22 protein-coding genes and 4 tRNA genes are annotated in these 24,980 nt (G+C 52.3%); 19 read left to right on the plus strand and 7 right to left on the minus strand.

All coding sequences use genetic code 11. The features are described 5' to 3' along the window. Positions 1-60: 60 nt before the first annotated feature. Both gppA and rhlB read right to left on the minus strand, forming a co-directional pair. Positions 61-1,554 carry a guanosine-5'-triphosphate,3'-diphosphate diphosphatase gene (gene gppA, locus BV494_RS17735; RefSeq protein WP_104924031.1) on the minus strand — a complete coding sequence of 498 codons (1,494 nt, stop codon included), beginning with the start codon at positions 1,552-1,554 and terminating at the stop codon, positions 61-63. Between the two features lie 6 nt (positions 1,555-1,560). Further along, positions 1,561-2,853: an ATP-dependent RNA helicase RhlB gene (rhlB, locus tag BV494_RS17740; RefSeq protein WP_104924032.1), complete on the minus strand. Its 1,293-nt coding sequence runs from the start codon at positions 2,851-2,853 to the stop codon at positions 1,561-1,563. A gap of 117 nt (positions 2,854-2,970) precedes the next feature. Here rhlB and trxA point away from each other — a divergent pair, with 117 nt between their 5' ends. Then, positions 2,971-3,297 (plus strand): thioredoxin TrxA, encoded by a 327-nt coding sequence (trxA, locus tag BV494_RS17745; protein WP_013577537.1) that lies wholly within the window; start codon positions 2,971-2,973, stop codon positions 3,295-3,297. A gap of 162 nt (positions 3,298-3,459) precedes the next feature. Here trxA and BV494_RS25890 read toward each other — a convergent pair whose 3' ends face one another. Beyond that, positions 3,460-3,660, minus strand: coding sequence for a hypothetical protein (locus tag BV494_RS25890; RefSeq protein ID WP_192938026.1), 201 nt, complete (start codon positions 3,658-3,660; stop codon positions 3,460-3,462). A gap of 53 nt (positions 3,661-3,713) precedes the next feature. Here BV494_RS25890 and rho point away from each other — a divergent pair, with 53 nt between their 5' ends. The 18 genes from rho (at position 3,714) to BV494_RS17835 (ending at position 20,316) form a co-directional block, all read left to right on the plus strand. Beyond that, positions 3,714-4,973, plus strand: a complete 1,260-nt coding sequence (gene rho, locus BV494_RS17750) for a transcription termination factor Rho (protein WP_104924033.1) — start codon at positions 3,714-3,716, stop codon at positions 4,971-4,973. Positions 4,974-5,261: 288 nt separating this feature from the next. Next, the gene (gene wecA / locus BV494_RS17755) at positions 5,262-6,347 is read left to right on the plus strand and encodes a UDP-N-acetylglucosamine--undecaprenyl-phosphate N-acetylglucosaminephosphotransferase (protein ID WP_104924034.1); all 1,086 of its coding nucleotides are present in this window, start codon (positions 5,262-5,264) and stop codon (positions 6,345-6,347) included. 44 nt (positions 6,348-6,391) lie between these two features. Further along, the gene (gene wzzE, locus BV494_RS17760; RefSeq protein WP_104924836.1) at positions 6,392-7,444 is read left to right on the plus strand and encodes an ECA polysaccharide chain length modulation protein; all 1,053 of its coding nucleotides are present in this window, start codon (positions 6,392-6,394) and stop codon (positions 7,442-7,444) included. Beyond that, positions 7,441-8,571, plus strand: a complete 1,131-nt coding sequence (wecB, locus tag BV494_RS17765; RefSeq protein WP_104924035.1) for a non-hydrolyzing UDP-N-acetylglucosamine 2-epimerase — start codon at positions 7,441-7,443, stop codon at positions 8,569-8,571. Before wzzE ends, wecB begins: the two co-directional genes overlap by 4 nt. After that, complete coding sequence (wecC, locus tag BV494_RS17770) at positions 8,568-9,830, plus strand: UDP-N-acetyl-D-mannosamine dehydrogenase (RefSeq protein ID WP_104924036.1); 1,263 nt, start codon at positions 8,568-8,570, stop codon at positions 9,828-9,830. The genes wecB and wecC overlap by 4 nt, the downstream gene beginning before the upstream one ends. Beyond that, positions 9,827-10,894, plus strand: a complete 1,068-nt coding sequence (gene rfbB / locus BV494_RS17775; protein ID WP_104924037.1) for a dTDP-glucose 4,6-dehydratase — start codon at positions 9,827-9,829, stop codon at positions 10,892-10,894. Before wecC ends, rfbB begins: the two co-directional genes overlap by 4 nt. Positions 10,895-10,928: 34 nt before the next feature. Continuing rightward, positions 10,929-11,810, plus strand: coding sequence for a glucose-1-phosphate thymidylyltransferase RfbA (gene rfbA / locus BV494_RS17780; protein WP_104924038.1), 882 nt, complete (start codon positions 10,929-10,931; stop codon positions 11,808-11,810). Then, positions 11,788-12,489: a dTDP-4-amino-4,6-dideoxy-D-galactose acyltransferase gene (gene rffC / locus BV494_RS17785; protein WP_104924039.1), complete on the plus strand. Its 702-nt coding sequence runs from the start codon at positions 11,788-11,790 to the stop codon at positions 12,487-12,489. The genes rfbA and rffC overlap by 23 nt, the downstream gene beginning before the upstream one ends. A gap of 4 nt (positions 12,490-12,493) precedes the next feature. Further along, complete coding sequence (gene rffA / locus BV494_RS17790) at positions 12,494-13,624, plus strand: dTDP-4-amino-4,6-dideoxygalactose transaminase (RefSeq protein WP_104924040.1); 1,131 nt, start codon at positions 12,494-12,496, stop codon at positions 13,622-13,624. A gap of 1 nt (position 13,625) precedes the next feature. Further along, the gene (wzxE, locus tag BV494_RS17795; RefSeq protein ID WP_104924041.1) at positions 13,626-14,876 is read left to right on the plus strand and encodes a lipid III flippase WzxE; all 1,251 of its coding nucleotides are present in this window, start codon (positions 13,626-13,628) and stop codon (positions 14,874-14,876) included. Beyond that, the gene (locus BV494_RS17800; RefSeq protein ID WP_104924042.1) at positions 14,873-15,955 is read left to right on the plus strand and encodes a TDP-N-acetylfucosamine:lipid II N-acetylfucosaminyltransferase; all 1,083 of its coding nucleotides are present in this window, start codon (positions 14,873-14,875) and stop codon (positions 15,953-15,955) included. Before wzxE ends, BV494_RS17800 begins: the two co-directional genes overlap by 4 nt. After that, positions 15,952-17,325 carry an ECA oligosaccharide polymerase gene (gene wzyE, locus BV494_RS17805; RefSeq protein WP_104924043.1) on the plus strand — a complete coding sequence of 458 codons (1,374 nt, stop codon included), beginning with the start codon at positions 15,952-15,954 and terminating at the stop codon, positions 17,323-17,325. The genes BV494_RS17800 and wzyE overlap by 4 nt, the downstream gene beginning before the upstream one ends. Next, entirely contained in the window at positions 17,315-18,055 is a 741-nt protein-coding gene (wecG, locus tag BV494_RS17810; RefSeq protein ID WP_104924044.1) for a lipopolysaccharide N-acetylmannosaminouronosyltransferase, read from the plus strand. The genes wzyE and wecG overlap by 11 nt, the downstream gene beginning before the upstream one ends. A gap of 256 nt (positions 18,056-18,311) precedes the next feature. Continuing rightward, positions 18,312-19,706 carry a bifunctional threonine/serine APC transporter ThrP gene (gene thrP / locus BV494_RS17815; RefSeq protein ID WP_104924045.1) on the plus strand — a complete coding sequence of 465 codons (1,395 nt, stop codon included), beginning with the start codon at positions 18,312-18,314 and terminating at the stop codon, positions 19,704-19,706. A gap of 143 nt (positions 19,707-19,849) precedes the next feature. Further along, a tRNA-Arg gene (locus BV494_RS17820) sits at positions 19,850-19,926 on the plus strand. A gap of 63 nt (positions 19,927-19,989) precedes the next feature. Beyond that, positions 19,990-20,065 (plus strand) — tRNA-His (locus tag BV494_RS17825). Between the two features lie 29 nt (positions 20,066-20,094). After that, a tRNA-Leu gene (locus BV494_RS17830) sits at positions 20,095-20,180 on the plus strand. Between the two features lie 59 nt (positions 20,181-20,239). Next, positions 20,240-20,316, plus strand: a tRNA-Pro gene (locus BV494_RS17835). 609 nt (positions 20,317-20,925) lie between these two features. Here BV494_RS17835 and hemY read toward each other — a convergent pair. From hemY to hemC, 4 genes are read right to left on the minus strand one after another with little or no spacing between them, the layout of a single operon-like run. Then, entirely contained in the window at positions 20,926-22,122 is a 1,197-nt protein-coding gene (gene hemY, locus BV494_RS17840; protein WP_104924046.1) for a protoheme IX biogenesis protein HemY, read from the minus strand. Between the two features lie 3 nt (positions 22,123-22,125). Continuing rightward, on the minus strand, positions 22,126-23,277 hold the full coding sequence (gene hemX, locus BV494_RS17845) for a uroporphyrinogen-III C-methyltransferase (RefSeq protein ID WP_104924047.1): 1,152 nt from the start codon (positions 23,275-23,277) through the stop codon (positions 22,126-22,128). 13 nt (positions 23,278-23,290) lie between these two features. Continuing rightward, positions 23,291-24,040, minus strand: coding sequence for a uroporphyrinogen-III synthase (gene hemD / locus BV494_RS17850; protein ID WP_104924048.1), 750 nt, complete (start codon positions 24,038-24,040; stop codon positions 23,291-23,293). Beyond that, on the minus strand, positions 24,037-24,978 hold the full coding sequence (hemC, locus tag BV494_RS17855; protein WP_104924049.1) for a hydroxymethylbilane synthase: 942 nt from the start codon (positions 24,976-24,978) through the stop codon (positions 24,037-24,039). The genes hemD and hemC overlap by 4 nt, the downstream gene beginning before the upstream one ends. Positions 24,979-24,980 lie beyond the last annotated feature (2 nt).

The following is a 24,980-nucleotide window of genomic DNA, read 5'->3' on the forward strand; positions in this document are numbered from 1 at the left end:
GACAAAGAAAAGGCAGGGGATAAGCCCTGCCTCGGTCGGTAACGTATTTTATGCGAAAAATCAGAGCTGTTCTTCGACGAACAGCGGCCAGTGGACATAACTTTGCCAGTGGCTTTCCTGTTCCAGCTCTTCTGCCCGCAGCGGATGCTGAGCAAGCCAGCCTTGCGGGACAATCACGTTCAGTTCATCGTCATTTGCCCGTAAACGTACGGCGGGCAACGTGTCGTCACGGCGGCGGCTGGCAAAGATAATGGCGAGCCGGAGAATACGACAAAGACGTTGTGCCTGACGCGGCGGCAAGGCGTTTTGCTCATTGAGCAACGGTAAATCGAGCATTCCATTCTGGTTTTGCAACAGCGTCGCCAGCAGTTTTTTCTGCGCCGGCGTAAAGCCCGGCAAGTCTAAATGACGGATCAGATAGGCTGCGTGCTGTGGCGCTTTTTTGAAGTCAACGCTCAGCCCGATTTCGTGGATCAGACAGGCGCTGTTAAGCAGCTCACGGGCGCGGGCATCGAGCTTCCATTCCTGCGCCACCTGCAACGAGAAGTTCTCTGCAAGCTGTGCCACACGCTGCGCCTGTTCATTATCAAGCAGATAGCGGCGTTGCAGATTACGCAATGTGCGCTGGCGAATATCTTGTTCAATCGGCAGATGCAGCATGCCGTAAACCAGACCTTCACGCAGTGCGCCACCGGCCAGCGTCATGGTTTCGATATTCAGGGTTTTGAAAATGGCGATGAGAATCGACAGGCCGCTTGGGAAAACCAGCGCGCGTTCAAGCGTCAGGCCTTCAATTTCCAGCTCTTCCAGTTTTCCGCACTGAATCGCGCGTTGTTTGAGCTGTTGAAGTTTCGGCAGCGTAATACGCTCATCCATACCCTGAGCGACCATGATTTCCTGCAGTGCCTGAACGGTGCCGGAAGCACCGACACAAATCTGCCAGCCATTGGCGATCAGCTGAGGCGCAACCGGAAGGATCATGTCGATCGCGGCCTGTTCGGCCTGATCGAAGTTTTCTTTTGCGAGATTTCGGTCAGTAAAATAGCGTTCCAGCCAGGTCACACAGCCCATTGAAAGGCTGAAAAGCGTGGTGGCTTGTGCACCGATACCGGTGACCAGCTCCGTGCTGCCGCCGCCAATATCAACCACCAGACGTTTATCCGGGCCGCCCGTGGTATGGGCAACGCCGTGATAAATCAGGCGGGCTTCTTCTTCACCAGCGATGACCTGAATCGGGCAACCCAGGATTTCCTGGGCTTTACCCAAAAATTCATCGGCATTGCTGGCAAGCCGCAGCGTTGCGGTTGCAACGACACGGATTTGTTCGCGGGGAATGTCCTGCAATCTTTCGGAAAACAGCTTCAGGCATTGCCAGCCACGTTGCATGGCTTCCTGAGAAAGCAGGTTTTGCTTATCCAGACCGGCAGCCAGACGCACTTTGCGTTTAATTCTGGCGAGGGTCTGGATACTGCCTGCCACCTCACGAACAACCAGCATGTGAAAGCTGTTAGAGCCCAGATCAATTGCTGCATACAGTGAGGTGGAGCTTAGCATAGGTTATCAGCCCGGACGTTTACGGTTGCTACGTGGTGCACTGCTGCGACGCGACGACGAATTACTGTTACGACGCGGACCGTTGCCGGTGCGTGCCCGAGCCAGACGTTTCGGCGCAGGCAAATCAGCTAACAGTGCTTCGCTGCTGTATTTGCTGACCGGAATGCTGTGGCCGGTGTAGTTTTCGATTGCCGTCAGGTTCAGCGCATATTCTTCACAGGCCAGACTGATCGAGTGACCACTCAGGCCAGCACGGCCTGTACGGCCAATACGGTGAACGTAGTCTTCACAGTCGTCAGGCAGGTCATAGTTAAAGACGTGCGTCACGGCCGGAATGTGCAAACCACGGGCAGCAACGTCAGTTGCAACCAGAATATCCAGTGTGCCTTTGGTGAAGTCTTCCAGAACGCGCAGACGCTTCTTCTGTGGGACATCGCCCGTCAGCAAACCTACGCGATGGCCGTCGGCAGCCAGATGGCCCCAGACGTCTTCGCAACGGTGCTTAGTATTTGCAAAAATGATGCAGCGGTCTGGCCATTCTTCTTCAATAAGCGTCTGTAACAGGCGCATTTTTTCTTCATTTGAAGGATAGAACAGTTCTTCCTGAATGCGGTGACCGGTCTTTTGCTCCGGTTCGATCTCAATCGACTCGGCATTATTCATGTTTTCGAACGCCAGTTCTTTCACACGATAGGAAAGGGTTGCTGAGAACAGCATGTTGAGGCGTTGAGTCGCAGGTGGCATCCGGCGGAAGATCCAGCGGATATCTTTGATGAAGCCCAGATCGAACATACGGTCTGCTTCATCCAGCACCACTACTTGGATCGCGCCCAGGTCGACGTGGTTCTGTTTGGTGTAATCGATTAAACGGCCGGTGGTTCCGATCAGGATGTCCACGCCGCTTTCCAGCACTTTAAGCTGTTTGTCGTAACCGTCGCCGCCGTAGGCCAGACCTAATTTCAGCCCGGTAGATTCAGATAATGCTTCGGCGTCGGAGTGGATTTGCACCGCGAGTTCACGCGTAGGTGCCATGATCAAGGCACGCGGCTGGTTGGTCTGACGACCTTCCGCAGCAGGGTGAGAAAGCAGATAATGGAAAGTAGACGCTAAAAATGCCAGCGTCTTGCCGGTACCGGTTTGCGCCTGACCTGCAACATCACGCCCAGCGAGCGTGATCGGCAATGCCAATGCCTGAATAGGCGTACAGTAATGGAACCCTTTCTTTTCAAGGGCTTCAACTGCCAGCGGGTGCAGGGCGAAGTCGGAAAACTTCTGTTCGGTCAAGTGTGTTTTGCTCATAGTGTGGTAGAATATCAGCTAACTATTGCTTTACGAAAGCGTATCCGGTGAAATAAAGTCAACCTACTGTTGGTTAATGCTACATCAACAAGGTAAAGATAATCCTTTGGAGTAAACATGAGCGATAAAATTATTCACCTGACCGATGACAGTTTCGACAACGACGTATTGAAAGCCGAAGGGCTGGTGCTGGTCGATTTCTGGGCAGAGTGGTGTGGTCCTTGTAAAATGATCGCTCCGATTCTGGATGAAATTGCCACTGAGTTCGAAGGCAAGCTGACCATCGCGAAGCTGAACATCGACGAAAACCCAGGTACTGCACCTAAATACGGCATCCGTGGTATTCCTACCCTGCTGTTATTTAAAGGCGGCGAAGTCGCAGCAACTAAAGTTGGCGCACTGTCGAAAGGTCAGCTGAAAGAGTTCTTAACAGCTAATCTGTAGTCGGTCGGGATGACCCAAGCCAGGTGTTTAGCGGGCTGCCGTGTTTTTCACATTGTCCGCTAGACGCCTGTCAAGAAGCATGCTAAGTTTACGTTTACTGCAAATAGAGCTTACCTGTAGTTTGATTCTTACGTTTTACTCTGTTGTGTCAAAAACATCTGCCTATAAGTTTCTTTGAATAATAATTAAATTGAACTGGCACTGTGCTTGACCATCTAACGGTTTTAACAAAATCGGCTTTAAGACACCTTCAATATCAGTTTGCCCCTCAAGAATATCGCCCGTGAGCGTCTGCCTGCGGCTGGATTTCAAAGCTGTGATTTGAAGTGTCATACAACAAACAGGCATGGATGACCCTGCCATACCCATTCACGACAGATGTTCGAGACATACCCCGAGTTTAAGAACCCACCATTATGAATCTTACCGAATTAAAGAATACGCCGGTCTCTGATCTGATTGCACTCGGCGAAAATATGGGGCTGGAAAACCAGGCCCGCATGCGCAAGCAAGACATAATCTTTTCAATATTGAAGCAGCATGCGAAAAGCGGAGAAGACATCTTCGGTGATGGCGTACTGGAGATATTGCAGGATGGATTTGGTTTCCTCCGCTCCGGAGACAGTTCCTACCTCGCAGGCCCCGACGACATCTACGTATCTCCAAGCCAAATTCGCCGCTTCAACCTTCGCACTGGCGACACTATTTCCGGTAAAATCCGCCCACCGAAAGAAGGTGAACGCTATTTTGCCCTGTTGAAAGTTAACGAAGTTAACTACGACAAACCTGAAAACGCCCGCAACAAAATCCTGTTCGAAAACTTAACCCCTCTGCATGCAAATTCACGTCTGCGTATGGAACGTGGTAATGGTTCAACAGAAGATTTAACCGCGCGTGTACTGGATCTGGCCTCTCCGATTGGCCGTGGTCAACGTGGTCTGATTGTTGCTCCGCCGAAAGCGGGTAAAACCATGCTGCTGCAAAACATCGCCACCAGCATTGCGTACAACCATCCTGACTGTGTGCTGATGGTTCTGCTGATTGACGAGCGTCCGGAAGAAGTGACTGAGATGCAGCGTCTGGTTAAAGGTGAAGTTATTGCTTCTACCTTTGATGAGCCGGCATCCCGCCACGTTCAGGTGGCTGAAATGGTCATCGAAAAAGCCAAACGCCTGGTTGAGCACAAGAAAGACGTTATCATCCTGCTGGACTCCATTACCCGTCTGGCGCGTGCATACAACACCGTGGTTCCGTCATCAGGCAAAGTTCTGACCGGTGGTGTGGATGCCAACGCCTTACACCGTCCAAAACGTTTCTTCGGTGCAGCACGTAACGTGGAAGAGGGCGGCAGCCTGACCATCATCGCTACCGCGCTGGTCGATACCGGTTCTAAAATGGATGAAGTTATCTATGAAGAATTTAAAGGTACCGGCAACATGGAATTGCATCTGGCACGTAAAATCGCTGAGAAACGTGTCTTCCCTGCCATCGACTACAACCGCTCTGGTACCCGTAAAGAAGAGCTGCTGACCACGTCGGAAGAACTGCAGAAGATGTGGATCCTGCGTAAAATCATTCATCCGATGGGTGAAATTGATGCGATGGAATTCCTCATCAACAAACTTGCCATGACAAAAACCAATGACGACTTCTTCGATATGATGAAACGTTCGTAATTTGGTGTAAAACGCAAACTAACGCCACGCTAAGCCGTGGCGTTTTTTGCTTTTGGTAGCTACCATAATGCTACTTTGGTGAAATTGTCAGACTATTCGGATAATAGCTGATGGTTTTTCCAGTGCCCTTTCTTTATTTTATCGGTTTACTGCCCAAGAAATGGCAACAGATAAGGTCTTGCCTTAGACAAAACCATAACTGTCACTAATGGACATGTCATAAGGATATGAAAATTATGTGTTCTATCTCAATCCTACGCGCCTTGTTTTTGCAGAGATCTTAAAACTGTGAATTTACTCAATATGAGTACTGAACTTGTTGTTGTTTTTATGTTTTCATTCCTGTTTTTATTCGTTGCAAGGAAGATGGCGAATATCATCGGTTTGGTCGATAAACCTAACTTCCGCAAGCGCCACCAGGGAACGATCCCGCTGGTCGGTGGCATCTCTGTTTATGCAGGGATTTGTTTCACTTTTCTAATCACTGATTATCGAATTCCCCATATAGCGCTTTACCTAAGTTGCGCCGGTTTACTGGTTTTTGTTGGTGCATTGGATGATCGGTACGACATCAGTATCAAAATTCGCGCCCTAGTTCAGGCCAGCGTCGCCGTTGCTATGATGAGCTTTGCCAATCTTACATTGCGAAATCTCGGGCATATTATAGGTCCTTGGGAAATGCTACTTGGGCCATTCAGCTATCTCTTTACACTTTTTGCCGTCTGGGCTGCGATTAACGCCTTTAATATGGTCGACGGCATTGACGGGTTGCTCGGCGGGCTTTCTTGCGTTAGCTTTGGTGCGGTGGGCATAGTAATGTACGGTAGTGGTCATATGGAGTTAGCACTATGGTGCTTTGCTATGATTGCTGCAACGTTGCCTTATATCTTGCTTAACCTAGGTATTTTGGGGGCGCGTTATAAAGTCTTTATGGGCGACGCTGGCAGCACCCTGATTGGGTTCACGGTAATTTGGATCCTTTTACAAAGTACGCAGGGCGAATCACACCCGATGAACCCGGTGACTGCACTTTGGTTTATTGCCATCCCCCTGATGGACATGATTGCTATCATGTATCGTCGCTTACGAAAAGGCATGAGCCCATTCTCCGCTGACCGTCAGCACCTTCACCATTTGATCATGCGTGCCGGTTTTACTTCCCGGCAGGCTTTTGTGTTGATCACTTTGTCAGCTGCGGTACTGGCTGCGGTTGGTGTTATAGGGGAACATCTGCCCTTTGTGCCTGAATGGGTCATGCTGGCTTTGTTCTTCGTTGCTTTCTTGTTGTATGGCGTTTGTATTAAGCACGCCTGGCGTGTGGCCCGGTTTATCAAACGTGTTAAAAGACGTTTTCGCCGTTCATCTCCTCAATAATTCCTCTTTTACGCAAGGGCATACTGGCTGTGGATAAACCCGAAATGATAAGAAACCAGAATGATCGTGACATTGAAAACGAGCTCGATATTCGTGGTTTGTGCTGCACCTTATGGAAAGGTAAATTTTGGATTGCAGGTCTGGCCATATTGTTCGCGTTAGTGGCTTTGGGTTCCTCTTATCTGCTGAAGCAGGAGTGGAGTTCGACGGCCATTACCGATCGTCCAACAGTAAACAACTTATCGTCCTATTTCTCACAAGCGCAGTTCCTGCGTAATCTGGATATGCGTACTGCGCTGCCATCGGATACCGGCCGTCCGCCGATTTCTGATGAATCCTATAATGAATTTGTGATGCAACTGGCTGCCTACGACACCCGTCGTGATTTCTGGCTGCAAAGTCCCTATTACAAACAGCGTCTTGAAAATGATGCGCGTGCGGATGCCGTTTTGCTTGATGATTTGATTAACGATATTCAGTTCACGCCGCGCGATGCGATGAAAGTTCCGAATGACATCGTGAAACTGACGGCTGAAGATGCCGCTGATGCCAACAAACTGTTGCGTCAGTATGTTAATTTCGCCAGCCAGCGTGCGGCGCAGCATCTTTACGATGAGTTGCAGGGCGCGTGGGCTGCCCGGACTCAGTCGATGAAAGCGCAGGTCAAACGCCAGGAAGAAGTGGCGCAGAGCATTTTCAAACGCACGGTGAACAACACCGGGCAGGCGCTTAAAATCGCCCAGCAGCAAAATATCACTAAAAGCGCCACGGATACGCCAGCCGAAGAGCTGCCGGATTCCGATATGTTCCTGCTGGGTGTGCCTATGTTGAAAGCGCGTCTGGAATTATTACAGGCTTCCGGGCCGGGCTATGATCTGGATTACGATCAGAACCGAGCCATGCTGTCGACGCTGAATGTGGGCCCGACACTTACCGCGAAATTCCAGACTTACCGTTACCTCAGAACACCTGAAGAACCAGTAAAACGTGACAGTCCCCGCCGTGTATTTCTGATGATTATGTGGGGAATCGTTGGTGGCTTAATTGGTGCTGGTGTTGCTCTGTCACGTCGTAAAAAATGGAGAGAAGCATTGTGAAAGTATTAACGATTTTCGGCACCCGTCCTGAAGCCATTAAAATGGCACCTCTGGTCCATGCTTTGTCGCAGGATACGCTATTTGAATCAAAAGTCTGTGTCACAGCTCAACACCGTGAAATGCTTGATCAGGTATTGCGACTCTTTGAAATTACACCTGATTATGATCTCGACATTATGAAACCAGGGCAAGTGCTGACTGAAATCACCAGCCGTATCCTGACAGGGCTGAAACCTGTTCTGGAAACTTTTAAGCCTGACGTCGTTCTGGTTCATGGTGATACGGCGACGACATTGTCTGCCAGTCTGGCGGCGTTTTATCACCAGATCCCGGTCGGTCATGTTGAGGCTGGTCTGCGTACTGGCGACCTGACCTCTCCGTGGCCTGAAGAGGGTAACCGCGTACTCACTAGCCACCTTGCTCAATGGCACTTTGCGCCAACCGAAACTGCCCGTGCAAATTTACTGAGGGAAAACATACCTTCAAGGGGCATTTTCATCACGGGAAATACTGTCATCGACGCATTGCTGTGGGTTCGGGAGCGTCTTAACAATGATGCTGAGATGGCGCAGCAGCTGGCTGATAAATATCCATTCCTGCAAGATGATAAAAAGCTGATTTTAGTGACAGGCCATCGGCGGGAAAGCTTTGGTGGCGGCTTTGAACGTATCTGCTCGGCGCTGGCTGAGATTGCCCTTCAGCATCCTGACGTGCAAATCGTCTACCCGGTACATCTCAACCCGAACGTTAGCGAACCGGTGAACCGTATTTTGTACGGTATCGATAATATAGTTCTGATTGACCCACAGGACTACCTGCCGTTTGTGTATCTGATGGACAAAGCTTATCTGATTTTGACTGATTCCGGCGGTGTGCAGGAAGAAGCGCCTTCATTGGGCAAACCGGTCCTCGTGATGCGCGAAACGACAGAGCGCCCGGAAGCCGTCGATGCGGGAACCGTCCGGTTAGTCGGGACAAATGCTGCAAAAATCGTAGAAGAAGTGAACCGCCTGCTGACTGATAAAAGCGAGTATGAAAGCATGAGCCGCGCACATAATCCTTATGGTGACGGACACGCCTGCCAGCATATTCTAGAAGCATTAAAAAAACATTGGGTATCAGATTGAATTTTAACACTATCTCTGTAATCGGCTTGGGTTACATCGGGTTGCCTGCTGCGGCTGCTTTTGCATCATGCCAGAAAAAGGTGGTGGGTGTGGATGTTAACCAGCACGCGGTGGGAACAATTAACCGCGGGGCTATCCATATTGTTGAACCCGATCTTGACCTGCTGGTGAAGCAGGCGGTTGAGGAAGGATTTTTGCGGGCAGTCACCCTGCCTGAACCTGCAGATGCATTTCTGATCGCTGTGCCGACGCCTTTTAAAGGGGATCATTTGCCGGACATGCAATTCGTGGAGTCTGCGGCACGCTCTATTGCGCCGGTTCTCAAAAAAGGCGATCTGATCATTCTGGAATCCACCTCTCCGGTCGGTGCGACAGAACAAATGGCAGCATGGCTGGCCGAAGCGCGCCCGGACCTGAGCTTCCCTCAGCAGGCGGGTGAACAGGCGGATATCAATATTGCCTACTGCCCTGAGCGCGTTCTGCCGGGCCAGGTGATGGTTGAGCTGATCAAGAATGACCGCGTGATTGGCGGTATGACGTCCGTTTGCTCGCAGCGTGCCAGTGATTTGTACAACATTTTCCTGAAAGGAGAATGTGTGGTCACGAATTCGCGCACGGCAGAAATGTGCAAGCTAACTGAAAACAGCTTCCGCGACGTCAATATCGCTTTCGCTAATGAACTGTCGCTGATTTGCGATGCGCAGGGTATTAATGTCTGGGAGCTGATCAGCCTGGCAAACCGTCATCCGCGTGTGAATATTTTACAACCCGGACCGGGCGTTGGCGGTCACTGTATCGCCGTCGACCCGTGGTTTATTGTGGCGCAAAACCCTGAGCTGGCGCGGATCATCCGCACGGCGCGCGAAGTGAACGACAGCAAACCGCACTGGGTGGTTGATCGCGTTAAAGCAGCACTGGCAGATTGCCTCACCACAACCGGCAAGCGTGCTTCCGAAATCAAAATTGCCTGCTTTGGCCTGGCGTTTAAACCGAATATCGACGACCTGCGCGAAAGCCCGGCCGTTGAAGTCACCCATTTGATCGCTGACTGGCATGCTGGCGAAACCTGGGCCGTTGAACCGAATGTGCATCAGCTTCCTGCGTCGCTGGCAGAGAAAGTGACTTTGTATTCTCTGGATGATGCGCTGAAAGAAGCCGATCTTCTGGTGATGCTGGTCGATCACACGTCGTTCAAGGCGATCCCCGCCAGCACGATCCGCCAGTCGTGGATCGTGGACACCAAAGGTGTCTGGCGATGAATAAAATACTGATCACTGGTGGCGCAGGCTTTATCGGTTCTGCCGTTGTCAGACATATTATTCATAACACACAAGATTTCGCGATTGTTGTCGATAAGCTGACTTATGCGGGCAACCTTGATTCACTTGCTGAGATTTCGGCTGATCCACGTTACGCATTCGAGCAAGTTGATATTAATGATCGTGCTGCATTGGATTCTGTGTTTTTGCATTATCAGCCAGACGCGGTGATGCATTTGGCTGCCGAAAGTCATGTCGATCGTTCTATCGACAGCCCCGCAGCTTTTATCGAAACCAACGTGGTGGGTACATATCAACTGCTGGAAGCCGCCCGCCAGTACTGGCTGACGCTGTCAGAACCTGCACGCAAGGTGTTTCGTTTTCATCATATTTCTACGGACGAAGTGTTTGGTGATCTTCAGGCGACTGATGCTCAGTTTACTGAATCCACACTTTATGCGCCGAGCAGCCCCTATTCAGCTTCAAAAGCTGCCAGTGATCACCTTGTGAGAGCATGGTTGCGTACCTATGGATTGCCGACGTTAGTCACTAATTGTTCTAATAATTATGGACCTTACCATTTTCCAGAAAAACTGATCCCACTCGTTATCCTCAATGCATTAGCAGGAAAGCCTTTACCGGTTTATGGCGATGGCGGTCAGATTCGTGACTGGCTCTATGTGGAAGATCATGCGCGCGCTTTATATCAGGTTTTGGCGAAAGGTGGCGTAGGGGAAACGTATAATATTGGTGGGCACAATGAACGTAAAAATATTGAGGTGGTAGAAGGCATCTGTGCATTGCTAGAGGAGCTTGTTCCGCAGAAACCGAGCAATGTAGAGCATTACCGGGATTTAATTACCTTCGTTAAAGATCGCCCAGGACATGACCTTCGATACGCAATCAATGCTGACAAAATTGAGCATGAACTTGGCTGGAAACCGGAAGAGACTTTTGAAACCGGTTTACGTAAAACTGTGATGTGGTATCTGAATAACCAAACCTGGTGGCAACGTGTTCAAAATGGTGGCTATCGTGGTGAGCGTCTGGGCCTTAAAGGCTAATGCGCATTTTTCAAGATTCAACAGAGGATAAGCAATGAAAGGTATCATTCTTGCCGGAGGCTCTGGTACCCGGTTGCACCCCATCACGCGCGGTATGTCAAAACAGTTGTTGCCTATTTACGATAAGCCCATGATTTATTACCCGCTTTCAGTGCTTATGCTTGCGGGTATTCGCGATATTATGATCATTACGACGCCGGAGGATAAGCCATTCTTCCAACGACTGCTGGGCAACGGTGACGAATTTGGAATTCAGTTGACCTATGCAGTGCAACCCAGCCCTGACGGTTTAGCGCAAGCCTTTCTGATTGGTGAAGACTTTATTGATGGGCAACTTACCTGCCTTGTGCTTGGTGATAACATTTTCTTTGGTCAGGGTTTTAGCCCGAAATTACGGTCAGTGGCCGCCCGTGAAACGGGTGCTACGGTGTTTGGCTATCAGGTTATGGATCCAGAACGTTTTGGCGTTGTGGAATTTGACGACGATTTCCGGGCTTTATCTATTGAAGAAAAGCCGGAGTATCCTAAATCAAAGTGGGCGGTCACAGGGCTGTATTTTTATGATCATCAGGTCGTTGATTTCGCCAAAAAGGTTAAACCCTCTTCGCGTGGCGAACTCGAAATTACCTCCATCAACCAGATGTACCTTGAACGTGGTGAATTGTCGGTTGAGTTGTTGGGTCGTGGCTTTGCCTGGCTTGATACCGGAACGCATGACAGTCTGATTGAGGCAAGTACCTTTGTGCAAACTGTCGAAAAGCGTCAAGGTTTTAAAATTGCTTGTCTGGAAGAGATCGGCTGGCGTAACGGTTGGCTTGATGATGATGCCGTAAGGCAAGCAGCCCAAACGCTGGCAAAAACGGGTTATGGAAAATACTTACTGGACTTGTTACATGCCCGTCCACGGCAATATTGAGCCGCTCGACTGGGAGAGTGATTTCTTCCAGTTGCGCAGTGCGAAACTGAGCCTGGATGCGTCGGCGAAAACCGTCGTGACGCCTGAGGCGCTGACGCAATATGCGCTGGTGCAGGCAAAAGTGGACGCGGATCAAACCGAAATGCTTGATGCGCTCACCGCGCTCGGCTTTTGTCTGGCCGAAGGTGAAACCGATGTGTGCATCGCGGTGAGTCCTCAGGATATCGCGTTGCCCGCCGGGCGTCTGGCGGAGCCGGAAGATATTGCGGACGTAGTGGCTATCGCCCGTCAGGCGTTTCGCCTGAGCCGCTTCCGGACGCCGTGGTATCAGCCGGAAGACAGCGCGCGGTTTTACGCCATGTGGGCGGAAAAAGCGGTGCTTGGGACATTCGATCATCTTTGCCTGTGGGCAGATGACGAACACGGTAACGGCAGCGGATTTGTGACGCTGCGTCGTTTAGCCAATGGCGAAGCACGAATTGGCCTGCTGGCCGTCAGACCTGAATGTCAGGGGCGGGGAGCGGGCAAGACATTAATGGCGGCTGCGAAACAATGGTGTGCCGGTCAGGGCGTTTCGCGTCTGCACGTCGCGACACAAACCGGCAACCTTCCGGCCTTAAACCTTTATCTCGCCAGCGGTGGCAAAGTCACGCGCACGGCGTACTGGCTGTACAGGTGAAACGATGATCCCTTTTAATGCGCCGCCGATTGCCGGCACTGAAATTGATTTCATGCGCGAGGCGATGAGCAGCGGCAAACTTTGCGGCGATGGCGGATTTACGCTGCGCTGCCAGAATTGGTTCGAACAGCGTTTTAACTGCCCGAAAGTGCTGCTGACGCCGTCCTGCACGGCGTCGCTGGAAATGGCGGCACTGCTGCTTGATATCCAGCCGGGCGATGAAGTGATTATGCCGAGTTTCACGTTCGTTTCGACCGCCAATGCGTTTGTATTACGCGGCGCGAAAATCGTCTTTGTGGATGTCCGTCCGGACACCATGAATATCGATGAAACCCTGATTGAAGCGGCGATTACGGACAAAACCAAAGTGATTGTGCCGGTTCATTACGCAGGCGTGGCCTGTGAAATGGACACCATCATGGCGCTGGCCGAAAAGCATCACCTGTTCGTGGTGGAAGATGCCGCGCAGGGTGTGATGTCGACGTACAAAGGCAAAGCGCTGGGAACGATCGGCCATATCGGCTGTTTCAGTTTCCACGAAACGAAAAACTACACCGCTGGCGGCGAGGGGGGTGCGACGCTGATTAACGATCCGGCGCTGATTGACCGCGCTGAAATCATTCGCGAAAAAGGCACCAACCGCAGCCAGTTCTTCCGCGGGCAGGTGGATAAATATACCTGGCGCGATATCGGCTCCAGCTATCTGATGTCTGATTTGCAGGCCGCGTATCTGTGGGGAAATCTGGATGCCGCTGAAAAAATTAATCAGCGCCGTCTGGCTATCTGGAACCAGTATTACGAAGCCTTGCAGGATCTGGCCGATGCGGGGCGTATCCAGCTTCCGGCTATCCCGCAGGAATGTGTGCAAAATGCCCACATGTTCTATGTTCGCCTGAACGATATCGAAGATCGCGATGCGTTCATCCGCCATATGAAAGCGGCCGATATCCTCACCGTATTCCATTACATACCGCTCCATGCCTGTCCGGCTGGCGAAAACTTCGGGCGTTTCTCCGGCACCGATCGCTTTACCACGCAGGAAAGTGAGCGTCTGGTGCGCCTGCCGTTGTTCTACAACATGACCGACGACACACAGCGCACTGTGATTGCGGCCATGCTGCAATACTTCGCCTGATATGTCGCTGGCAAAAGCGTCAGTCTGGACCGCCGGTTCCACGCTGGTTAAAATTTGCGCCGGATTGCTGGTGGTCAAACTGCTGGCCGTGGCGTTCGGACCGGAAGGTGTGGGGCAGGCGGGGAATTTCCGTCAGATGGTCACGGTGTTGGGCGTGTTGTCCGGTGCCGGGATATTCAACGGCGTCACCAAGTATGTCGCTGAACACCATGATAATCCTGAACGTCTTAAAGCCGTGCTCGGGACATCGTCATCGCTGATCCTGGGTTTCTCTACGCTGCTGGCAGCGGTATTTCTGCTGTTCGCCGCGCCGATAAGCACCGGCCTGTTCGGGCATGAGCGTTATCAGGCGGTTGTCCGCGCCGTGGCCTTTATCCAGATGGGCATCGCCTACGCCAACTATTTTCAGGCAATCCTGAAAGGGTATCGCGATGCGATGGGTAACGCGCTGGCGGTGATCGGCGGAAGCCTGATTGGGTTAGTTGCTTATCTGGCTTGCTTTAAACTGGGCGGTTACGAAGGTGCGCTGGCCGGTCTGGCGCTGGTGCCTGCGCTGGTTATCCTGCCCGCGGCTGGCATGTTGTGGAAGCGGAAAGCCTTTCCGCTGGAATACTTAAAACCGGGCTGGGATCGTTTTATTGCCAGCCATCTCGGTAAATTTACGCTGATGGCGCTGATCACTTCCGTCACGATCCCGGTGGCGTATGTGATGATGCGAAATCTGCTGGCGGAACATTACAGCTGGAAAGAGGTGGGGATCTGGCAGGGCGTGAGCAGTATTTCGGATGCTTACCTGCAATTTATCACCGCCTCATTCAGCGTGTATTTGTTGCCCACATTATCCCGGCTGACTGATAAACGGGATATCTCCCGCGAAATCGTGAAGTCGCTAAAATTTGTCATCCCCGCCGTGGCAGCAGTCAGTTTCACGGTCTGGTTGCTGCGTGATTTTGCTATCTGGCTGTTGTTTTCAAAACAATTTATCGCAATGCGCGATTTGTTCGCCTGGCAACTGGTGGGCGATGTACTGAAAGTCGGCTCGTATGTTTTTGGGTATCTGGTGATCGCCCGCGCGTCTCTGCGCTTTTATGTGCTGACAGAAATCAGTCAGTTTGCGCTGCTGACCGGTTTCTCACACTGGCTGATCCCGATTCACGGTTCTCTGGGCGCCGCTCAGGCATATATGGCGACGTATATCGTCTATTTTGCCGCGTGCTGCACTGTATTTGTTATCTATCGTAGACGAGCATGACAACGCTGATTCACGTTTTGGGATCTGACATCCCGCACCATAATGTTACCGTACTGCGCTTTTTCAACGACGTGCTGGCCGAATGCACGCCTGAAAAGCGGATTTGTCATTTTATGGTGGCGGCGGCGGATGCTTCGGCGTTTGCTGAGTTTACGCGACTGGACATTCGGGTTTGTCCGGACAAAAAAGCGCTGGCGGCGGCGGTGATTTCCCGCGCGCAGGACCGGACGCACCACTTTTTCTTCCACGGGCAATTTAACCCTACGCTCTGGCTGGCGCTGCTGACGGGCAAAATCAAAGCCTCGCAGGCGAGCTGGCATATCTGGGGCGCAGATTTGTATGAATCTGCCGGAGGCCTGAAATTCCGCCTGTTTTACTTCATGCGCCGTCTGGCGCAGGGACGCATCGGGCATGTCTTTGCGACGCGCGGCGACCTGATTCATTTCCATCAGCGCTACCCGCGCACGCCGTCTTCTTTGCTGTATTTTCCGACGCGGATGGATCCGGCGCTGACCCAACCCGCCGATCTGCCTGAACCTGAAGGGCCGATGACGGTGCTGGTGGGGAATTCCGGCGACCGCAGTAACCGCCACATTGAAGCGCTGCGGTCGCTGCATCAGCAGTTTGGTGGCGGTATCCGCGTGATTATCCCGATGGGATATCCGGCGGATAATCAGGCTTATATTGAACTGGTTCGCGCCGAAGCATTCACGCTGTTTGCGCCCGAAAATGTCAACCTGATGACCGGCGCCATGGCATTTGATGATTACCTCAATGTGTTGCGCCGCTGCTCGCTGGGCTACTTTATTTTCGACCGTCAGCAGGGCATCGGGACGCAATGTCTTCTTATTCAGTTCGGCGTGCCGTTTGTCGTCAGCCGTCAGAATCCTTTCTGGCAGGATCTTGCCGAGCAGCATCTGCCGGTGCTTTTCTACGGCGATACGCTGGATGAAAAAGTGGTCGCTGAAGCGCGGCGTCAGTTGCTGAATGCCGATCGCAAAAACATCGCCTTTTTTAATCCGAACTATATTTCCGGCTGGCAACAGGCCTTGCTGCTCGCGGCGGGAGAAACGTCATGACGCTGGCACAATTAGGCGGTCTGACCGTCGTTTACGTGCTGTCGCTGTTGTTTATTCTCACGCTGACGTACAAAGAGTTCCGGCGCGTGCGTTTCAACTTTAACGTCCTGTTTTCGTTACTGTATCTGCTGACGTTTTACTTTGGTTTTCCGCTGACCTGTCTGCTGGTTTTCCAGTTTGACGTCAAAGTGGTGCCGGTAGAAAACCTGTTGCAGGCGATGCTGGCTGCGACCTGTTTCTATGGCATTTATTACGTTTGCTACAAAACGCGGCTGAAGGCTAAACGCGACGGCCCTTCACGACCGCTGTTTACCATGAACCGGGTCGAAACCCATCTGACCTGGATGCTGCTGGCGCTGATTGCGGTAGTCACCGTTTCCATCTTCTTCATGCACAACGGTTTTCTGCTGTTTAAGCTGAAATCCTACAGCCAGATCTTCTCCAGCGATGTCTCCGGCGTGGCGCTTAAGCGCTTCTTTTACTTCTTTATTCCGGCGATGCTGGTGGTGTTTTTCATCAAACCGGATGTCCGTCGCTGGCTGTTTTTCCTCGCCAGCACCGTGGCTTTTGGGTTCCTGACGTACGTTATCGTCGGCGGAACCCGTGCCAATATCATCATCGCTTTTGCGTTGTTTTTGTTTATCGGCATTGTGCGCGGCTGGATCAGTCTGTGGATGCTGGCGGTGGCGGGTGTGCTGGGCATTGTCGGTATGTTCTGGCTGGCGCTTAAACGCTATGGCCTGAACGTCAGCGGCCCGGAAGCGATTTATACTTTCCTGTATCTGACGCGCGACACGTTTTCTCCGTGGGAAAATCTGGGGCTGTTGTTGCAGAATTACGACAAAATAAGTTTCCAGGGGCTCGCGCCGATTGTGCGTGATTTCTACGTTTTCATTCCGACCTGGCTGTGGCATGACCGTCCGGGCATCGTGCTCAATTCTGCCAATTACTTCACCTGGGAAGTGCTCAACAACCATTCCGGTCTGGCGATTTCCCCGACCCTGATTGGTTCTCTGGTGGTTATGGGCGGCGTGTGGTTTATCCCGCTGGGCGCTGTCGCTGTTGGCATGATCATGAAATGGTTCGACTGGCTATACGAAAAAGGGAAAGCGGACGCGAACCCTTATAAGGCCGCTATTTTGCAAAGTTTCTGCTTTGGTGCGGTGTTTAATATGATTGTGCTGGCCCGTGAAGGCGTGGATTCTTTCTTCTCAAGGGTGGTGTTTTTCTGTCTGGTGTTCGGCGCGTGTCTGGTCGTCGCCAAACTCCTGTACTGGATGTTTGATGCCGCTGGGCTTATCCGTGTCAAAATGCCGCGCAGAAAAAACCTCACGGAGCCTGACTCTGGCAGGAATTTGAATGAACTCTGAGAATAACGTTCCACAATACGATATTCGCGGGATCCGTCTCTGGGGCTTCCGCGATATGGCGCATTTTATCGATTATCTGTTTGCTAATAACCAGGTGAAAAACGGTTCGCTGGTGGCGATGAATGCCGAGAAAGTGCTGACCGTTGAAAGCAACCCGGAAATGAGTGCGCTGATTAACGTAGCGGAATACAAATACCCTGACGGCATCAGCATCGTGCGCGCCATTCGCCGCAAATATCCCGAGGCGAAAATATCGCGCATCGCCGGTGCGGATCTGTGGGAAGGGCTGATGCAGCGCGCCGGTGCCGAAGGAACGCCGGTGTTTCTGATCGGGGGTAAACCTGAGATTCTTCAGCAGACCGAAGAGAAGCTCCGCGCGCAGTGGAACGTCAATATTGTCGGCAGTCAGAACGGTTATTTCACGCCGGAACAGCGCGATGGGTTATTCGAACGGGTAAAAGCCAGCGGCGCGGCGATTGTGACGGTCGGAATGGGGTCGCCGAAACAGGAAATCTTGATGCGCGATTGCCGCCTCGTGCATCCTGATGCGCTGTATATGGGGATCGGCGGAACGTATGACGTTTTCACCGGCCACGTTAAACGCGCGCCTAAACTCTGGCAGAATCTGGGGCTGGAATGGCTGTACCGACTGATTTTGCAGCCGAGCCGTTTACGCCGTCAGCTTAAGCTCCTCAAATTCATCCGCTATTACTATACCAACCGTCTGTAAATCCTGACCGCCTTAAAACCTTCGCCGCCCTAATCACTCAGGGCGGCGAGCGACCTCTCATTTTTGCCTTTCTCTTGCTTTCGTTTGCAGTCTGTCTTGTCTATCAATGCGTATCTTTCTCAATTGTGGTTTGCAACTCGCCAGAAAATACGAAACCATAACGCCGTTTTTCCGCCTTCCGCGGGGAACATCACAATAAAAATAACAATTCGGTCATTCCGAAAGGCAAACACAAACACAGAGAAATTGAGGATCTATGGCGAATCAAGAAGAAAAAGGTGGGCTACACCGGGGGCTTGAAGCGAGACATATCGAGCTGATTGCACTGGGTGGCACCATTGGTGTCGGGCTGTTTATGGGCGCGGCGAGCACGCTCAAATGGGCGGGGCCGTCGGTACTGCTTGCGTATATTCTGGCGGGCATTTTTGTCTTCTTTATCATGCGTTCAATGGGTGAAATGCTGCACCTTGAGCCGGTTGCCGGTTCGTTTGCGGTCTACGCGCATAAATATCTCGGGCCGTACTACGGCTATCTCACCGCGTGGAGTTACTGGTTTATGTGGATAGCGGTGGGGATTTCTGAAATCACCGCCATCGGCGTTTACGCGCAATACTGGTTCCCCGATCTGCCGCAGTGGATCCCGGCGCTGATTGCCGTGGCGATTGTGGCGTCGGCGAATCTGGCCGCCGTTAAGCTTTATGGCGAAATGGAATTCTGGTTTGCGCTGATCAAAATCACCACCATTATTGTGATGATTGTGGTCGGGCTGGCGGTGATCTTCTTTGGCTTTGGTAATCACGGCGAGCCGGTGGGATTTGCTAACCTGACGGCGCACGGCGGCTTCTTCGCTGGCGGCTGGAAAGGGTTCCTCTTCGCGCTGTGTATCGTCGTGGCGTCGTATCAGGGCGTTGAGCTGGTGGGGATTACTGCCGGTGAAGCGAAGAACCCGCAGGTGACGCTCAAACGCGCCATCAATAATATCCTGTGGCGTATCCTGATTTTCTACGTGGGCGCGATTTTCGTCATCATCACGATTTTCCCGTGGAACGAAATGGGCACGCACGGCAGCCCGTTCGTTTTAACCTTCGCGAAAATTGGTATTGCCTCAGCGGCCGGTATCATCAACTTTGTGGTACTGACGGCGGCGCTGTCGGGCTGTAACAGCGGGATGTACAGCTGCGGACGTATGCTTTACGCCTTGTCGAAGAACCGCCAGCTGCCTTCGTTCCTGAGCCGGGTTTCCAAAAGCGGCGTTCCGGTTTATGGCATCGCGATTACGATTTTATGTCTGCTGGTGGGGTCATGCCTGAACTACGTGATCCCGAATCCGGAGAAAGTATTCGTGTATGTCTACAGCGCCAGCGTACTGCCGGGCATGGTGCCGTGGTTTGTCGTGCTGATTAGCCAGCTGCGTTTTCGCGAAGCGCATAAAGAGAAACTGAAAAACCATCCGTTCAAATCCGTTTTGTTTCCTTATACCAACTACCTGACGCTGATTTTCCTGGCGTGCGTGCTGGTGGGGATGGCAATTAACCCGGATACGCGAGTTTCTCTGCTGGTTGGCGGTATTTTCATCGCGGCGGTGTCACTGATATACTTCGGTCTGGGCATGCATAAGCGTGCTGCACTTACGCCGGAAAAAGCAAAATAACGTCGTAAGTCATGGGTGGGGAAGGGAAGGCGCTTACTTTTAATGCGGATTGGATAAAGCGTAATCAAACGCAATATTTCTGATAAAAAGCACTAGACAGCTTGGCGTTAAAACCGTAGTATCCCCACCCGCAACGGCGCTAAGCGCCCGTAGCTCAGCTGGATAGAGCGCTGCCCTCCGGAGGCAGAGGTCTCAGGTTCGAATCCTGTCGGGCGCACCATTAGTTTGCGCTAGAGTTGCGGTGAATTGTTGAGTTAAACATTTCACGTTAGTTAGAGATATGGTGGCTATAGCTCAGTTGGTAGAGCCCTGGATTGTGATTCCAGTTGTCGTGGGTTCGAGCCCCATTAGCCACCCCACTCTAAAAATGATTTTGTGATTGTGACATGCGATGGTGGCGGAATTGGTAGACGCGCTAGCTTCAGGTGTTAGTGTCCTTCGGATGTGAGGGTTCGAGTCCCTCCCTTCGCACCACACACAAAATTCATTTAAATGATGCAGTTAGCATCATAAAGTAGTAAGATGCACGACATCGGCGAGTAGCGCAGCTTGGTAGCGCAACTGGTTTGGGACCAGTGGGTCGGAGGTTCGAATCCTCTCTCGCCGACCACATTTACATGAAGAGCCCTGCAGAAATGCGGGGCTTTTTGTTTTCTGTTATTCCTGAAAATCCCTTTCCTGCCCGTTGTAGCCGTTTCACGACATTTCCCCTGTTATCTGTCTCTGTCTTGAGACATTTATCTTCTTGATAAATAGAGAATCGCCCTGACGACGTTTCAGCTGTCGTTCAGCGGAGACAGATTGAAGTGGCTGCAGGATGTTATTGAGCGTGGATCCTTTTTGCACAGGCAGTACTGAATAATAAAACGCTTACTTTTCAATAAGATTAAAAATTTCACATCCGCTATTGCCATACTGGCACGCCTCCTGCAATATTCCCGCCGTAGATGCTCATTCCACCTATTATGTTTGCTCCGGCTTCATAAACCTGGGAATGATGCAGAGCCAATTTATAGTGCCTATTGTCATCCTGACCGATAACGCTGATGCGCTATCAACCAGAAGGCAAAACGTTGAGTGAGGCACTCATCTGTTGTCCTGGACCTGATTGTTTTTATACACCTGCTCATATTGCAGGTGTTTTTTTATCTGCGATTTGTACCTGACGTAAAAAAGGCTCCCGAAGGAGCCTTTTGCATAATGTGAAATCCGGTTCTGATTAAAACTGCTGATCGTTATTGAGCGTCAGCATCAGCCCTTCACGGCGCATCTCCGCCGCTTCAGCCGGTTTATGCAGTTTATCCAGCGCATCGGCCAGCCACGCATAATCATAGGCATCAGGACGCTGTTTCAACGCTTCACGGAAAGCCTCGCTCGCTTTCAGCCATTCGCCATGCTTCATCAGCAACTGCCCCAGCGTACTGCTCAGCAGCGGCGATGGACCGTTTTGTTTGATGAGCTGATACAGCGTTTTTTCCAGTTGCTCCGGATTACCGGAACGCAGCTTAGGCATCAGCGCGACCAGACGGTCGTCATACTGGCGTTTCAGGCCGTCGAGAATCACTTCCTGCGCCAGATCCTGATCGTTGCATTCAATCAGGTGTTTCGCCATCTCGACCTGCAATGCCACTTCATGACGGGTCTTGCGGTTCTGATCTTTCCACCAGCGCTTGAGGCCGTCGCTGCCTTCTTCTGCCATCAGCTGGTTCATCATGCCGATATACGCCTGTTCCTGAAGAACGCGAATCTCGTCGTCGGTATGAATTTCCGCTTTCGCCATAGACGGCAGAATTTCCAGCAGCGAACCGTACGCACCGGTGCGCAGATAAGCCTGTTCCGCCAGACGTAAAATTTCCGGATGGCGTGGCGACTGCCCCAGCAACCGGTCAACGCCGTGGCGCGCAGCATGAATTTCGCCCTGTGCCAGTTGGATCCGGACACGGGTGATATCCACCGGCATCTGGTCGGTATCGGCAATTTCTGCCGCACGTTCAAGATACTGATTCGTGCGGATAGCATCACCACGCTGTTGCGCTGCTTCGGCGGCAAGCAGGTAATTCACCACCGGCTGATCGGCGTGATCGGCATTGCGGGCCAGCAATTTTTCCATCTGACGATGATCGCCTTCCGCCAGTTTCAGCATGGCGGCTTTGGTCTGCTTACGCGCTTTGGAGCTTTTACGTCCCGCAAACCAGCCGCGTGTCCGTGCGCCAGTGCGCAGAACGCGGCGAAGGATCCACTCGATGAAAAACAGCACCAGAATCAGGACGATCAGCATGATGACCAGACCGGTGACGCTGGTTTCAATGTTGTAATTGTCCGTCTGAATAAGGACATAGCCCTGATGGCCGGCCAGTATCGGGCCGACGATGATCCCGGCAAACACAATCAGGAACAGCACGAAAACTCGTAACATGCGTTATTCCCCCTGTGTGGCGGCGGCGGGCTGCTGAAGCAGGTTACGCACGCGGGTCTGCATCAGTTTTTCCAGCATCGGCTGGCTTTTCAGCTCATCCGGCACATCCATCGAAACGGATTGCTGGCTGAGATTATCCAGTTCCTCAAGGAAAGCTTTGGTCGACGGGTCTGACGTATCAAAGTAGGCTCGAACCCAGGTCGATACGCTTTCCAGTGACTGTTTATAGACTTCATCCTGATGGCGCGGAACGGCTTGCGCGGCAATCAGCAGGCGCGAGCGGATATTTTCCCGCAGATACACATCCTGATTGGGTGCCAGCAGCGGTTCTGCGCTGGTATCACGACGGCGAATGGTGATGAAGTCATCCATAAAGTTGTGCCAGCTTTTGGTCAGGTTCTGACGCCATTCGGCCAGTGAACCGGACAAACTGGAGCCGTCGCTGTCCATCGGTGAATCGTCGGTGTCATTGTCTGCCAGACGCAGGTTATCCACCTGATTCGACAGCTGATTCAGCTTGAGAATGATGCCGTCGAAATCGACCTGAGCCACAGCGGACAAACTGCCAACGTCTTCGTTCAGCGCGCGACGCACATCAATCAGGCTGGGATCGTTCATATCAGCCAGACTTGCATCAGCACTTTTCAGCAGCGCGGCAGCGGTCGTGACATCCTGATCGCTCCAGAGTTTACGGCCCGCCAGTTTCACCAGATAGTCGGCCTGCGCCAGCAACCAGGTTTTGGCATCGCTGCCGGAAATGCTGGCCACTTTGTCCTGCAATTCGTTCAGCTGACGACCAAATGATGCCTGCTGACGATCGGCGTCCTGCCGGGTTTTGTCCTGCTGAGCGAGCAGGGCAGCAATTTGCTGTTTATCCTGTTGCTGGGTTTTTTGCAGGGCATCGAGTTGTTCAGAAAGCGCTTCGTCAGAAGCCGCCTGAGCCAGCGATTGCTGATGTCCGTGGTAATAAAGACCTGCGCCAAGCGCAATCACTAAGACAATCGCGATAGCGCCTAACACCGGCGCGGTACGCTGTTTTTTACGCAACGATTTCAGCTCCTGGTCGCGGCCGGAGGCGTCTGGCTGGGGGCTCTCAACCGCGCCGGAGATCATCACTTCATCATCCGCAGCGGAAGGATTTTTTTGTTCCGTCATTTTGGCACATCCCTTAGTCAGGTAGTTGTAATGCGCGGATCAGCGCATCATTATCTGCATTATCGGCAACCCGAATGGCGCTCCAGCCAAGCTGGCGGGCAAGGGTTGCCAAACGTTCGCTGACCACCACCAGATTACAGCGCAGTAACCATGAGTTTCGGTAGTAATCAGGAACTAACTGGTACAGCTGTTGCAGCATTTCTCCGCTGGTGACCACCAGCGTGTCAATTCCGGCGCGTTGCCATTTGGCACTTTGCTCACTGGCATCGTAATGAATCGGGCTGCGCTGGTAACATTCGCAGTACGTCACGTCGACGCCGCGTTCAGTCAGTGTTTCCGCCAGCAATTCACGCCCGCCGTTGCCGCGCAATATCAGTGCTTTTTTGCCTTCAAGGCGGCGCAACGCCGGAAGATTGAGCAGCATTTCACTGGTTTCACCGTCCTGCGGATAAAGAACTGGCAGGCTGCTAACCCGGTGAAACAGCAGACCGGTGGTTCGGCCAATCGCGTAATAATTAAGGTTGCCCGGCCAGCGAACCGCGGCCTGACGTAATGCGCGATCGGCGTAATTTACGGCATGTTGTGAGAGTACAAACACCAGATCCTGCTGATTTAATGAGGATAGCAGGTTCGGCAGCATTGCGAGCTGGTTCCCCGGTGCAAATTCAATCAGCGGGAAATGGAAGGCCACCCGGCCTAAAGTGCGCAACCGGCTGACCAGTGCTTCTCCTCCCGGAGAGGGGCGGGTGACCAGAATGGTCATTTTGGGGGATTTCCCTGGTAGACCGCATGCAGAATTTCGCGGGCACCGTTGGCCAGCAGCTCTTCGGCCAGATCAATCCCCATGCTTTCGGCATTTTCAGCAGGGCCGCGGCGTTCACCGCACACCATCTGGCTGCCGTCCGGTGCGCCAACCAGCGCACGGAGCCAAAGTTCATTGCCTTCCAGTTCGGCATAACTGCCGATAGGCACCTGACATCCGCCTTCGAGACGCATATTCATCGCACGTTCGGCCTGCACGCGCAGCGTGGTTTCGCGGTGCGCAAGCGGCGCGAGTAAATCGCGGGTGAACGGGTCATCAAGGCGGCATTCGATACCGACAGCGCCTTGTCCGACGGCGGGCAGACATTCTTCCGGCGTCAGCGCGGCAGTGATTCTGTTCTCAAGACCCAAACGTTTCAGTCCGGCAACGGCCAGAATAATGGCATCGTATTCGCCGTTATCGAGTTTGGATAAACGCGTGCCGACGTTGCCGCGCAAATCGCGGATTTGCAGGTCAGGACGTTTCTGACGCAACTGGCACTGACGGCGCAGGCTGGATGTTCCGACGATGCTGCCGTGCGGTAAATCGTCCAGACTGGCGTAATGATTGGAGACGAAAGCATCGCGCGGGTCTTCACGTTCGCAAATAGTGACCAGACCGAGACCTTCGGGGAACTCAACCGGCACATCTTTCATGGAATGCACGGCGATATCTGCGCGTCCATCCAGCATGGCCAGTTCAAGCTCTTTAACGAATAAACCCTTGCCGCCTACTTTGGCCAGAGGGGTATCTAAAATGATATCTCCCTTAGTCACCATTGGGACCAGTTCCACCTGTAAACCGGGGTGACAGGCCATCAGCCGGGTTTGAACATATTGTGCCTGCCACAAAGCCAGCGGGCTCTGGCGGGTGGCAATTCGAATGATTTTGTCTAACATAT

Source organism: Rahnella sikkimica, assembly GCF_002951615.1.
GTDB lineage: Bacteria > Pseudomonadota > Gammaproteobacteria > Enterobacterales > Enterobacteriaceae > Rahnella > Rahnella sikkimica.